12 protein-coding genes are annotated in these 12860 nt (G+C 67.8%); 6 read left to right on the top strand and 6 right to left on the bottom strand.

Annotated features, from left to right (window positions below):
• Window positions 1-319: 319 nt before the first annotated feature.
• Both BUC15_RS17280 and BUC15_RS17285 read right to left on the bottom strand, forming a co-directional pair.
• Window positions 320-979, bottom strand: coding sequence for a DUF805 domain-containing protein (locus BUC15_RS17280; RefSeq protein WP_073190857.1), 660 nt, complete (start codon window positions 977-979; stop codon window positions 320-322).
• 209 nt (window positions 980-1188) lie between these two features.
• A complete protein-coding gene (locus tag BUC15_RS17285) occupies window positions 1189-1668 on the bottom strand; it encodes a flavin reductase family protein (protein ID WP_217652287.1) in 480 nt (159 codons plus the stop codon).
• 112 nt (window positions 1669-1780) lie between these two features.
• Between BUC15_RS17285 and BUC15_RS17290 the strand changes: the two genes are divergently transcribed.
• Window positions 1781-3175: a sodium:proton antiporter gene (locus BUC15_RS17290; protein WP_073190860.1), complete on the top strand. Its 1395-nt coding sequence runs from the start codon at window positions 1781-1783 to the stop codon at window positions 3173-3175.
• Between the two features lie 77 nt (window positions 3176-3252).
• On the opposite strand, the gene BUC15_RS17295 is transcribed toward BUC15_RS17290, so the two are convergent.
• Complete coding sequence (locus BUC15_RS17295; protein WP_139280343.1) at window positions 3253-4698, bottom strand: uracil-xanthine permease family protein; 1446 nt, start codon at window positions 4696-4698, stop codon at window positions 3253-3255.
• A 145-nt stretch (window positions 4699-4843) separates the two neighbouring features.
• On the opposite strand from BUC15_RS17295, the gene BUC15_RS17300 reads away from it, so the two are divergent.
• Window positions 4844-5920, top strand: coding sequence for an FAD-dependent oxidoreductase (locus BUC15_RS17300; protein ID WP_073190867.1), 1077 nt, complete (start codon window positions 4844-4846; stop codon window positions 5918-5920).
• Window positions 5921-5967: 47 nt separating this feature from the next.
• Here BUC15_RS17300 and BUC15_RS17305 read toward each other — a convergent pair whose 3' ends face one another.
• Window positions 5968-7530, bottom strand: a complete 1563-nt coding sequence (locus tag BUC15_RS17305; RefSeq protein ID WP_139280344.1) for a dolichyl-phosphate-mannose--protein mannosyltransferase — start codon at window positions 7528-7530, stop codon at window positions 5968-5970.
• Window positions 7531-7544: 14 nt separating this feature from the next.
• On the opposite strand from BUC15_RS17305, the gene rsmI reads away from it, so the two are divergent.
• The 4 genes from rsmI to BUC15_RS17325 all read left to right on the top strand — a co-directional run bounded on the left by rsmI (window position 7545) and on the right by BUC15_RS17325 (window position 11042).
• A complete protein-coding gene (gene rsmI / locus BUC15_RS17310; RefSeq protein WP_073190870.1) occupies window positions 7545-8393 on the top strand; it encodes a 16S rRNA (cytidine(1402)-2'-O)-methyltransferase in 849 nt (282 codons plus the stop codon).
• Window positions 8390-9256, top strand: a complete 867-nt coding sequence (locus BUC15_RS17315) for a TatD family hydrolase (protein WP_073190872.1) — start codon at window positions 8390-8392, stop codon at window positions 9254-9256. The genes rsmI and BUC15_RS17315 overlap by 4 nt, the downstream gene beginning before the upstream one ends.
• Window positions 9249-10112 carry a 16S rRNA (adenine(1518)-N(6)/adenine(1519)-N(6))-dimethyltransferase RsmA gene (rsmA, locus tag BUC15_RS17320; RefSeq protein ID WP_073190875.1) on the top strand — a complete coding sequence of 288 codons (864 nt, stop codon included), beginning with the start codon at window positions 9249-9251 and terminating at the stop codon, window positions 10110-10112. Before BUC15_RS17315 ends, rsmA begins: the two co-directional genes overlap by 8 nt.
• A 204-nt stretch (window positions 10113-10316) precedes the next feature.
• Window positions 10317-11042 (top strand): TetR/AcrR family transcriptional regulator, encoded by a 726-nt coding sequence (locus BUC15_RS17325; protein ID WP_175558395.1) that lies wholly within the window; start codon window positions 10317-10319, stop codon window positions 11040-11042.
• 335 nt (window positions 11043-11377) lie between these two features.
• On the opposite strand, the gene BUC15_RS17330 is transcribed toward BUC15_RS17325, so the two are convergent.
• Both BUC15_RS17330 and BUC15_RS17335 read right to left on the bottom strand, forming a co-directional pair.
• The gene (locus BUC15_RS17330) at window positions 11378-11863 is read right to left on the bottom strand and encodes a MarR family winged helix-turn-helix transcriptional regulator (RefSeq protein ID WP_073190881.1); all 486 of its coding nucleotides are present in this window, start codon (window positions 11861-11863) and stop codon (window positions 11378-11380) included.
• Window positions 11860-12762, bottom strand: a complete 903-nt coding sequence (locus BUC15_RS17335; RefSeq protein WP_217652288.1) for a 4-(cytidine 5'-diphospho)-2-C-methyl-D-erythritol kinase — start codon at window positions 12760-12762, stop codon at window positions 11860-11862. The genes BUC15_RS17330 and BUC15_RS17335 overlap by 4 nt, the downstream gene beginning before the upstream one ends.
• Window positions 12763-12860 lie beyond the last annotated feature (98 nt).

A 12860-nucleotide genomic window follows, 5' to 3' on the forward strand; every position in this document is an offset into this window, starting at 1 on the left:
GTGTCTGGGGTCGAGTATTGGCCACTGCTTGGTTCTGACCGGCTGCTCACCCTGGGGAAAATCGGCCATTGGTCGATTCTGCTGTGTCTGGGGTCGAGAAGTGGCCAATGAGTGTTTCCCTGAACAGGGGACGAACCCTCGTCCCTGAGCACTGGTCGATTTTCGGGATGAGACGGGGCAGAAGTGGCCAGTGGTCGATTCTCGTGGCTGCCTGTGGGACGGTGCGCTTCCCGGGTCTGCCTGTGGGACGGTGCGCGTCCCGGGTCTGTCTGTCTGACGGCGGGCGTCCCGGGTCTGCGCCCGAACCGCACCCGCTGGGTCAGGGCTGGTTGATCTTGTCGAAGCGCTTTCCCTCTTCCTTCGCCGGCAGCGCGCACAGGATCGCGACCACGAAGCTACCCAGGTAAGGGATCAGGTTCAGGAACATCATCTTGCCGGAGGCTCCCGTGTCGTGCAGACGGCGGACGCCGATCGCAATCCCGGGCACCAGGGCCGCCAGGAAATACAGCCCGACGATCCCGCCGAGCAGGCTTGACAGGAACCCGGACCCACCAAACGCGTTGTCAAGTATCCCGGCGCCGGCCGCGAGCAGGATGTGGGCCAGCGCGACCCACCAGAATTCGCTGTGACTCGCCCGGCCGGTGAACGTCAGGCCCCTTGTCCAGAAGCGCTTATACGCATCGACGGGGGCCATGCCGCGCAGCGGGGCGTCGCTGGCCGTCGGGTCTTCGAGAAGCGGCCGCCCATAGAACGGTTGCTGCGCCATCGGCAGATAGGGAGGCTGCTGCTGACCGTAGAACGGGACCCCGTACGCGCCTTGCTGCGGCGGGGGAGCGCCGTAGGAGTAGTTCGTGTTCGCGTCCTCGTAGTGGTAGCCGAGTGGCTCGTCCAGAGGCTGAGGGAGCGACTCCTGGGGAACAGGGGAATCGGCCGGGTCCCCTTGCGGCTCGTTCAGTGCGGCATACGGATCGTCGGTCATGCCCACTATTGTCCCACGAGAGTCAGGGACGGCTCGCGGGCAGCAAAGCGACCAGGGGTATTCGCGACGCTGGTCGCAGACGCACCCTGAGACCCGCCGCCCGCCTGGCCTGGCCTGGCAGCCCAACCACTCGGAACCCAAACGGCCGACAAGAATCGCCAGGTGGCGCCCGCCAGGAAGCGCTCCGGCCAGTGTTGCGGAAGGGCCCCTCAGGTGCCGGGACGGTTGTCCCGGAACTCACGCAGGTGGTAGCCGAGCGACGATTCGCCGTCGGTCGATGCGACCACGACGGTGCCGAGCACTATCGTGTGGTCGCCGCCGGGCAGGAACTGGAGGTCCTCGCACTCCAGCCATGCCACCGCGCCCTGAATGTGGGGCAACCCGTGGTCTCGGTGCCAGACCACCTCCGCGAACCGGTCGGGGAGGTGCCGGCTCGCGAACCGCATCGCGACATCGCTCTGCCCTCCGGCGAGCACGTTGATTCCCGCACGGCCGCCTGCCCGCAGCCGCTCGACCATGCCACCTCTGTTGTCCAGAGCGAACACCACCATCGGTGGATGGATCGAGAGCGACGCGAATGCGGAAACTGTCGTGCCGGTCGGCTGTCCGTCGACCTCCGTGGTCACCACCGTCACGGGTGCCGGCACCCTGGCCATGGCCTCCCGGAAGGCCACTTCGAGCTCATTCACGCCCCCACCGTAGCCGTGGACCGCAACCGGCCTCGGCCACAGGAAGGTCGTTGAGACGGTGCCGCATCAGCGATTCCGGTAGGTTGAAGCAGTCCAGAGGCGAGGAGGCCGCATGCAGGTCCAGTGGTGGAGCATCATCCCGTTCGTGGTTCTTCTCCTGTGCATCGCGGTGCTCCCACTGGTCAGAGCCACGGCACACACCTGGGAGAAGAACCAGGTCAAGCTGGCGGTTGCGCTGGTCCTCGGTTTGCCGGTGGCCACCTGGTTCATCATCGCCGGTGCCGGCGCCGAGGTGGCCCACGCGATGGTCGAGTACGCGCAGTTCATCATCCTGCTACTGGCCCTGTTCGTCGTCTCCGGCGGCATCTTCTTGTCCGGAGACATCCGCGCCACCCCCAGGAACAACACCATCTTTCTCGCGATCGGTGGGGCGATCGCCTCGTTCATCGGCACCACGGGCGCGGCGATGCTGCTGATCCGGCCGCTGCTAAACACCAACAGCGAGCGTCGGATAAAGGCCCACACCGTCGTGTTCACCATCTTCATCGTCGCCAACTGCGGAGGGGTCCTGACACCCCTTGGTGACCCGCCGCTGTTCCTCGGCATGTTGCGTGGCGTGCCGTTCGAATGGACCTTCAACCTCTTCTTCGAGTGGCTGTTCGTCAACTCGCTGCTCCTGATCACGTATCACGCGCTCGACCGGCACGCCTACTCGCAGGAGTCACCGTCGGCGATCGCTGCCGACGATTCGCACCGCGCCCCGCTCGGCCTGCGTGGCGCCGTCAACCTTGTCTTCTTCGCGATGATCATCGTGGCCGTCGCGTTCCTGCCCTCGCTGGACCTGCACGCCATCGAGACCGGGCACGCGACCTTGCAGCAGTGGATCCCGTGGCGCGAGATCGTGATGCTGAGCGCCGCGGCGGCGTCATACTTCCTCGGGGACAAGGTGGCCCGGTTCGAGCTGAACAAGTTCTCCTGGACGCCGATCCTCGAGGTCGCCGCGCTGTTCGTCGGGATCTTCCTGACGATGATCCCGGCGCTGAACTTCCTCGGCCAGGTCGCCGGTTCGCTGCCCATCAACCGGGTCGTCCTGTTCCTGTTCACCGGTGGCATCTCCGGTGTGCTGGACAACGCTCCTACGTATGCGACCTTCTTCGAGATCGCCGCGCAGCTGCCTGGCGACCCGAGGGTGGCAGGGGTGCCCGAAGAGTTACTCGTCGCCGTGTCGCTGGGAGCCGTGTTCGGTGGGGCGCTGACCTACATCGGCAACGGGCCCAACTTCATGGTCAAGTCCGTTGCCGATTCGGCCGGGGTGCAGACCCCGTCGTTCGGTCGCTACATCATGTTGAGCTTCACATTCCTCGTGCCGGTGCTGGCCGCCATGGTCCTGATCTTCCTGACCGACGGCTGGCTGTGGCGTGGGCTCGGAATCGCGGTGGCCGCGGCGATCGTGGGCCGCGCGGTGTGGATCATGGCGCGGACCCGCCCACGGGAGACGGTGAACTGATTGCTGGGTCCGGTGCACCGCAGCCGTAGCCACGGTTTGGAGCCAGGCTCCTCCCCGTAGCCCGATGCCAGCCCCTGCTACACGTTGGACACCGGCTCTTCGGGATCCTCGGTGTAGATGCCGGGGGCGTCGTAGATCAACGACGCGCCGTCGGCCTCCGCCTTCATCTGCTGCGGTGCGATCAGGCGCGCCAGGTGGTATACGCCGATCGTCACGATCGTGCCGAGCGCGATCCCGCCCAGCTCGAACCCGTCGCCGATCGGTAGCGACACGTTCCCGATGCCGATGATGATGCCCGCCGCGGCGGGGATCAGGTTCAGCGGATTGCCGAAGTCGACGTTGTTCTCCTTCCAGATCTTCGCGCCGAGCAGGCCGATCATGCCGTACAGCACCACCGTGATACCGCCGAGCACCGCAGAGGGGGTGGCGGAGATGACGGCGCCGAACTTGGGCGAGAAGCCGAACAGGATGGCCACTACAGCGGCGACGAAGTAGGCGGCGGTTGAATAGACGCGCGAGGCGGCCATCACGCCGATGTTCTCCGCGTAGGTGGTGGTGGGTCCGGCACCAACGACGGTCGCCAGCATCGAGGTGGCGCCGTCGGCGGCGATGGCACGACCCATCATCGGGTCGAGGTCCTCCTTCGTCATCTCAGCCACCGCCTTGACGTGCCCGGCGTTCTCGGCGATGAGCGCGATCACCACCGGCAGCGCGACAACGATGGCGGCCAGGCTGAAGTGCGGCAGGTGGAACCCGACGACGTTGCTCGCCATCTGGGCGGGGTCGGTGCTGTAGACCCAGTTGGCGAGGTCGGTCACCGGAGGCAGGCCGAACCAGTCGGCCGAGGCCACCCCGGACCAGTTGACGCGGTAGACGGGGTTACCGTCGGCGCCGGTGCTCAGCGGGCCTGCCACCATGTCGACGACCCAACTCAGCGCGTAACCGATCACCAGCGACAGGAAGATCGCGATGCGGCCGAGGAAACCCCTGAGTCCGATGGACAGGGCCACCACGATCAGCATGACGGTGAAGGCCAGCCACGGGTCGACCGGCCAGTACACCGTCGCCACCACGGGGGCCAGGTTGAACCCGATCAGCATCACGACCGACCCGGTGACCACCGGTGGTAGCGCCTTGTGGATCACGCGGGCACCAGCGAAGTGGATGATCAGGCCGACCATGAACAGCGTCAGGCCGACGACGAACAGCGCGCCCGTGAGGTCGGACGGGTTGCCGCCGGCCGAGTAGATCGCCGTCGCCACACCCACGAACGACGCTGATGAGCCCAGGTAGCTGGGTACGCGGTGCTTGACGACGAACAGGAAGATCAGGGTCGCGACGCCCGACATCATCACCGCGAGTTGCGGATTCAGGCCCATGAGTAGGGGGAACACGAACGTCGCCCCGAACATCGCGACCACGTGCTGGGCACCCAACCCGATGGTCCTTCCCCACGAGAGTCGTTCGGTCGGTTTCACCACGGCACCTGGGAGGAGAATGCCGTTGTTGTGCAGCTTCCACATGGGGAGGAGTCCTTTCGTCCGCCGCATGTTACCGGGGGACGGCCCCGGCCCGGGAACCGGGGTCGCACGGGGACGGCGCAGGCCATGAGGGCACGTGATCGGGGCCCGCTGCCACGGACGGGGCGCTCGACGCTACGGTTGAGGCATGGCGCATGACGTTCTGGTGCTCGGAGCGACGGTGGCTGGCCTCACCGTCGCACGTCGCCTTGCCAGGATCGGTTACGACGTCGTCGTCCTCGATCCCAACGCCGAGGCCCTGAGCGCGTCGATCGGGCACGGTGTCGCCGCCGTCGGGCACGGGTCGACCATCGCCAACATGGCGCATGCCTACGGCGTTCCGGCGGCCCGGGAACACATCGAACGAAACCTCGCAGGCATGCGTGAGATCGCGCGCAATCTTCCCGACGCGACCAAGCTGCCGCTGCGCGACCGGTCCCTGCCTGGACGCGACGAGGAGGAGAGCCGCAGGATCGTCGCGCTCCTTCGTGAGGCGGGGGCGTCGGCGGAGCTCATCGTCTCCCCGGAAGGGCCGACGATCATCTCAGAGGCCCTATGCGTCGACCCGACGGCGTATGCGGGAGCCCTGCGCGCCGCTGCGGTGGCGGAGGGGGCGCAGATCGTCGAGTCGGTGACGGTGACCCATCTGACCCGTCGCGAGGGCAGCACGCGGGTGCGCTTCCTCGACAACCGCGCGTGGGTGCGCGAACCGAAGGTGATCAGCGGGGTGGCGGTGGTGGACACCCTTGGCATCAGCCCGTGGGGTCGCGCCGCGAGGGTCGGGCCCGCGCAGTGGGTGCCGTTCGTGCGTGGAGTGCCCGCGAAACGTCGCCAGGAGGTCACGCTCGAATCCGGGTCGACGGTCTGGATGGTTCGCCCCGTCGACGACGGTGTCCTGGTGCTGGGGCAGAAGGCCTCCCTTTCGCAGATCGACTCGGCCGCCGACGAGTTGCGCCGTTTCGTGACCGACGAGATGGGCCTTCGCGACCCTGAGCCGGGGCGGCTGGCGATCGACCCCAGCGACCACGGTCGCCCGGTCGTCGGCGCCTCCGCCATCCCCGGAGGGTTCTACGCCCGCGGCAATGGCCGGGGGGAACTGATGAACGGGACGGCGAGCGGCTACTACCTGTACGGGTTGCTGTCGGGTCGACGCGACTCGGGCAACGCGTTGCCGCCGCTCACCCAGCTGAAAGCGGCCGGCGCACGGTTGTTCCGTCGCCGCTGAAACCGCGTCGGGGACCGGGCGACCGGTCGAGGACCGGCCCGCCGTCGTCAGACCCAGGCGTTGCCCAACCACATCCGCATCCACCACTGCGGCTGGGTGATGAGCTCGGCGGTGAGGATCGGGTAGATGAACGCGAAGTTGAAGATGATCAGGGCGATCAACGCGCCCACCAGCATGGCGCGCCGCCGTCGCTGAGGACCGGCGGCCGGCCCGAGCACCTTGCCGAGCGCCATCGCCAGCACCGTCACGCTGAAGGGGATGATCATGATCGCGTAGAAGAAGAACTGCGGACGGTCGGTGTACTGGAACCAGGGCAGCCAGACGGCCGCGATCGCGACCAGCGGGACGCCGAAACGCCAGTCGCGCCAACGGATCCACCACACGACGGCGAACACGATCGCCACCAGCGCCGCCCACCAGAGTATGGGGGTGCCCATCGCGGAGATGATCCGCATGCAGGTGGTGCCGACCGCCTCACAGCCATCCGTGCCCGGTTGGATGCCGTTGACGGCCTCGATGCCCGTCGGGCGCAGCATCAGTAGCCACCCAGCGGGGTTCGCGTCATAGGGATGCGTGACCCCTGCCATGTAGTCGCCGGTGTGGAAGTCGTAGATCTCCCGGTGGTAGTGCCACAACGATGCCAGCGGTTCGCCGAGCAGCTTGACTGTCGGGTCGCCCGGGTTGTTGGCGCCCCAGTCCCTGCTCCAGCCTCCGGTGGTCGTCAGCCACTTGAGCCAGGTCGCGACGTAGACGGGCAACGCCACGACCACCAACTGGACGAACGCCATCGGGGCATCGATCAGCAGCGAGAACCATCGGTTCCTGCCCGCCCCGGCCAGGCGCCGTGCGCCGATGTCCCAGAACACGACCAGGATCCCGAACGCGGCGAGCAGGTAGATTGAGTTCCATTTCACCGCGCACGAGGCGCCGAACAGGACGCCGGCCAGGAATCGCCAGGGGCGCCAGAGCAGAAGCGGGCCGAACTTCCCACCAAGGTCCGGCAGGTCGTGTTCTCGCAGGTGGTCGGCCAGTTTGTGCCTGAACCAGTCCCGGTCGGCCAGCAGCGCCGAGACGGCAGCGACCGCGAATGTGGCCTGGAAGATGTCGAGCAGCGCCAGCCTGCTCATCACGAATGCGAGGCCGTCGAAGGCCAGCAGCACGCCGGCGATTCCGCCGACCAGCGTCGAGCGGGAGAGGCGACGCGCCATGCGGATCGTGAAGAACACCAGCAGCGTGCCGAAGACGAGCGAAGCGAACCGCCACCCGAATGCGTTCATGCCGAACAGTTGCTCGCCCCAGCCGATGAGCAGCTTGCCGAGAGGGGGATGCACCATGAACTCGGCCGTGTCCAGCATCCCGCTCGTGTCGCCGCCCAGCAGCAGATCGTTGGCGTTCTCAGACCAGTTGCGCTCGTACCCGCTCTGCAGCACCGCCCAGGCGTCCTTGGCGTAATACGTCTCGTCGAAGAGCAGCTTGTTCGGGAAGCCGAGGTTGTAGAACCGGAGCAGGAAGGCCATCACGGTGATCGAAATGGTCACGACCCACCCGCGGGTCCGGTCGCGGAGGCGCCCATCATCGAGCGCGGCCAAGGTCGTCAGCACAAGAAGCATCATAGGCTGAACCCATGCAACCCCTGACCAGCGGAGCGCTGATCCTGGCGGCGACCCCCATCGGGTCGTCCACCGACGCCAGCGAAGCGCTCCGATCCACCCTCGCCGAGGCCGACCTGATCGCGGCCGAGGACACCCGCCGTTTCGTGACCCTCACCAAACGGCTCGGTATCGAGCCGACCGGCAGGGTGGTCAGCTACTTCGAGGGCAACGAATCCTCCCGCACCGGGGAACTGGTCGACGCCGTAGCCGCCGGCCAGAAGGTGGTGCTGGCAACGGACGCGGGGATGCCGTCAGTCTCGGACCCCGGCTACCGGGCCGTGGTCGCGTGCATCGAAGCGGGGCTACGGGTGACCGCCGTGCCCGGGCCTTCCGCCGTGCTCACGGCACTTGCCGTGTCGGGGCTCAGTGTCGACCGGTTCTGTTTCGAGGGCTTCCTCCCCAGGAAGTCGGGCGAGCGCAGCCGACGGCTCGCGGCGCTGGCGCGCGAGGAACGCACCATGGTCTTCTTCGAGGCACCCCACCGTCTGGAGGCGTTCCTCCGGGACGCCGCCACCCAACTCGGTGACGACCGCCGGGCGGCCGTCTGCCGGGAGCTGACGAAACCGTATGAGGAGATCAGACGCGGTGGGCTGGCTGAACTTGTCGGCTGGGCCCATGATGGCGTCCGCGGCGAGGTGACGCTCGTCGTCGCGGGGGCAGATCCTCAGGAGGCATCGGTCGAGGACGCGCTCGGCCTGGTTCGGCAGCGGATGGCAGACGGTGCGAAACTGTCTTCCGCGGTCGGGGAGGTCGCGAAACTGACCGGGGCGAACCGGAAAGAGCTGTACGCGGCCGCGCTGGCCGACAAGGAGAACCAATGAGCGTGATCGAAGAACTGGGCCTGCCGCCGCTGCCGGAGCCGCTGCCGCGCCCCGTCATCGACAACCACACGCACCTCGCCTCGACCCGCGGGTACTCGTCGCTGCCGGTCGAGGAGAATCTGCGACTCGCCCGTGAGGTCGGGGTGACCAGGGTCATCGAGGTCGGCTGCGACGTGCCGGACGCACGCTTCGCCGTGGAGTTGGCCTCTCGGAACCCCGATGTGCGGGCGGCGGTTGCGCTGCACCCAAACGAGGCGGCGCGAACCTTCCTCGGCCGCGGTGCGGAGGCCCTGGAGCGTGACCTCGAGGTGATCGGGTCGCTGGTCGGTCGGCCGGAGGTGGTGGCTGTCGGGGAGACGGGCCTCGACTTCTACCGGACGCGCGAACCGGCGGGGCGCGAGGTGCAGGAGATGGCCTTCCGTCGGCACATCGGATGGGCCCACGAGCACGGCAAGACGCTGATGATCCACGACCGGGACGCACACGACGACATCCTGCGGGTCGTCGATGCCGCGGGTGTGCCGGAGAAGATGGTGATGCACTGTTTCTCTGGGGATGCCGATTTCGCCGGGAGGTGCCTGGAGCGGGGTGCATACCTGTCGTTCCCAGGGGTCGTGACCTTCGGGTCGGCGGGGAACCTGCGGGAGGCGGCGCTCGTGACACCCATCGACCGGATCCTCGTCGAGACCGATGCCCCATACCTGACCCCGAAGCCACGGCGCGGCAAACCGAACGCGCCGTACCTGCTCCCGTACACCGTCGCGTTCCTCGCCGACCTGCTTGAGGTCGAGTTGGCAGGGTTCTGCGACCAGTTGGTCGCCAACACCTTCGACGCCTACGGGAAGTGGGGCGAGGATGCCTGAGGTCGGTCTGCTCGACCCTGCGTCGATCCGGCGGATCGCCGCGGAACTCGACCTGAAACCGACCAAGCAGCGCGGCCAGAACTTCGTCGTCGACCCGAACACGGTGCGACGCATCGTCGCGCTAGCGGGTGTGACAAGCGATGACGTGGTGCTGGAGATCGGCCCCGGGCTCGGGTCGCTGACGCTCGGGTTGCTGGAAACCGGGGCCCGGGTCGTCGCCGTCGAGATCGAGGACCGGCTCGCGCAACGGTTGGAGCGCACGGTCGCCGAGCGGTTGGGCGACGAAGCGGCCGGGCGACTGGAGGTCGTCAACGCGGACGCGCTGCAGGTCGCGGCGCTTCCGCTCGACCCGACGGCGCTCGTGGCGAACCTGCCGTACAACGTGTCCGTGCCGGTGCTGCTGCGCATGTTCGAGCTGTTTCCGGACTGGACCCGTGGGCTGGTGATGGTTCAATTGGAGGTCGCCGACCGGCTGGTCGCCCCTCCGGGATCGAAGACCTACGGGGTGCCGTCGGCCAAGACCGCCTGGTATGCGGCCACCTCGCGGGTGGGGACGGTGCCCCCGAAGGTGTTCTGGCCGGTGCCGAACGTGGATTCGGGGCTCGTCAGGATCGAGCGGCGCGCCGCGCCCGACGTCGAGGCCAGCCGGGAGGAGACCTTCGCGGTGATCGACGCCGCCTTCGCCCAGCGGCGCAAGATGCTGCGGGCCGCGCTGTCCGGCAAGCTCGGAGGAGCGGCAGCCGCGTCCGAGGCGATCTCCCGGGCAGGGGTCGACCCGACGCTGCGGGGCGAGATGCTCGACGTGACCCAGTTCGCGGCGATCGCCGCGGAGTTGAGGCCAGCGCCCGCCGGTTGAGCGGTCCGGCACAGGGTTGCGTGCAAAGATCTCCGCATGCGTCGAGGCCGGGGGCCAGGTGACCTAAATCAGGCGGAATCGAGAGATTTGTGCACACCACCGGCCGCGTTTGACGCCGCTGACAGGCACCGATGCGGCCGTGAGACAATGGACGGCGTGTCAAGTCGTCCCAACGCAGCCCGCGCCCGCCGTCCGCGCACCCGGATGAGCGCGGCAGAGCGGCGGGAACAACTTCTCGAGATCGCACGCGAACTGTTCGCCGAGCGCGGGTTCGAGGGCACGTCGGTCGAGGAGATCGCCGCGCGGGCCGGCGTGTCGAAACCCGTTGTCTACGAGCACTTCGGCGGCAAGGAGGGCGCATACGCAGTCGTCGTGGACAGGGAGACCAAGACGCTGCACACCGCCATCCGGGACGCCCTGACCACGCCCGGCGCCGGTTCGCGTGAACTGTTGGAGCGAGGCGCGATGGCGCTGCTGCGCTACATCGAGGAGCGCCCCGACGGCTTCCGGATCCTGTCGCGGGATCCGCTCCGAGACCCGCACGAGACCCCCGCGCCGGGCCAGACGGTGGGTTCGTTCGCCTCGATCCTCAGCGACATCGCCGTCCAGGTCGAGGACCTGCTCGCGGCGGAGTTCGTGAAGACCGGCCACGATCCGCAGTTCGCCGGGTTGTATTCGCAGGCACTTGTGGGATTGGTGGCGCAGACCGGCCAGCTCTGGCTAGACAATCGCGAACCGTCCCGCGAGGTGGTCGCCAGGCATCTGATAAACCTCGCCTGGAACGGGATGGCGCACCTGAAGACCGATCCCCGCCTGGTGATGGAACACATCGACCGGCGAACTGGCGCCGAGTCGGAGCCACAACCGGAGGCACAGCCCGGGGCTTCGTCTGGGCGCCGGCACGCAGGGGAAGACGCAACCGCCCGGTAGCGGTGATCGACCCAAGCCTGAGTTGGGTATTGGAGTCGGCTCCTTGCTATCTGTTGCTATATGAAAGTGCTGCGTATAGCGCTTCATAGTCATAGCGGACGGCCAGTGGTGATCCCGAGTCCCTACACGCCAGGTCCAGGGGTCAACCCGCCCATGTTCGCGGGCCGGTCGGAGATCCTGCTGCGGGTAGAAGCCGACCTGCCAACCAGATCACCACGATGCCGGGCTTCGATCGCTTCCTTCTCGAACACCACGACGAGCCGGGACGACGGAAACAAGTAACCCGAGAGTGAGACCGTCGGCGTAGGTCGACCGCTCGCTTCTCCCGGCAGAGGTCAAGCCGAGCCGAGGAGCAGACGGCGCAACAGCGTCGTCAGTTGCCGTCGTTCGTCCTCCGGCCAACCGGAGAGCAACTCCTGCTCCACCCCAAGCAGTGAAGTGAGTGCGGCGTCGACCAGTTCCGAACCGGCGGGAGCCAGCGCCACCAGCACCCCGCGCCCGTCGCGGGGATCGGATTCCCGCGTGACCAGGCCGCGCTTGACCAACCGGTCGACCCGGTTGGTCACCGTGCCCGAGGTCACGTGCGTCTCTTTGATGAGTTGGCCGGGGGAGAGGCGGTGCGGTTCACCGGCGCGGCGCAGCGCCGCCAGCACGTCGAACTCCCAGCCTTCGATCGAATGGTCACTGAAGGCGTGTTTGCGGTGGCCTTCCAGGATGGCCGCCAGCCGGTCGATGCGCGACCAGATGTGCATCGGGTCGAGGTTCAGATCCGGCCTGGCACGTTCCCAGGCGTCGACGACGCCGTCGACCTCGTCGCTCACGGCAGCACCTGGGCGCCGGCGACCGGGCCGAAGGCGCGACGGACGGCACGCACCCCACTGAACACCGCGAGGGACTCGGCCAGTTCGATGCTGTGCGCGTCCGAGCCCGCCAGGAAAGCGCAGGTGGGTCCGGAACCGCTGACGATCGCGCCGAGGGCCCCGGCGTCAAGACCTAGCCGGAGCGTGTGCGCCAGGCCGGGCTGCAGCGAGATGGCGGCCGCTTCGAGGTCGTTGACGAGGGAGGCGCCGACGGCGACGGGATCTCCGGCCCGGAGCCCTTCGAGGAGAGGGGCAGGGATGTCCGTCGGGTTCGGGTCGCAGAGCCGGTCGAACTCCCGGAACACCGACGGTGTCGAGAGCCCGGTGTGGGACAGCGCGAAGGCCCAGTGGTAGGTGCCCGCCGTCATCACGGGGGCGAGGTCGACGCCTCGCCCCGTTCCGATCGAGGTGCCGCCCCGAAGGAGGAACGGGACATCCGATCCGAGCTCCGCGGCCATGGGGTCCAGCTCTTCGCGCGTAAGCCCCAACCCCCACAGCGCGTTGCAGGCCACCAGGACGGCTGCAGCGTCGGCCGAGCCGCCCGCCATGCCTCCCGCGACCGGGATGCGTTTACGGATAGTCAGCGCCACGCCCGCGTCGGGCACGTCGAAGCGTCGGACGAGCAGCTTGGCTGCCCGGATCGCGAGGTTGGTGTCGTCGACCGGCAGGAACGCGGCGCCTTCGCCGTGGAACGCCAGCTTGAACTCCCCGGCGGGGGCGGTTTCGGCGCGTACCTCGTCGCCGAGGCTCACGGCCTGGAAGACCGTGCCGAGCTCGTGGAAACCCTGGGAGTCGGTTCCTCCGACGCGCAGGGCGAGATTCACCTTGGCAGGAACCCTCACCCGCACCACTCCGGTCACGCAACGAACTTACCGCACCCTGAGCGGGGATGACACCGATCACGATCGTGCCCGGGGGTGTGGGTGGCGCCGATCGCGATTGTGCCTGGGGGTGTGGG

This window comes from Tessaracoccus bendigoensis DSM 12906 (assembly GCF_900141915.1).
Classification (GTDB): domain Bacteria; phylum Actinomycetota; class Actinomycetes; order Propionibacteriales; family Propionibacteriaceae; genus Arachnia; species Arachnia bendigoensis.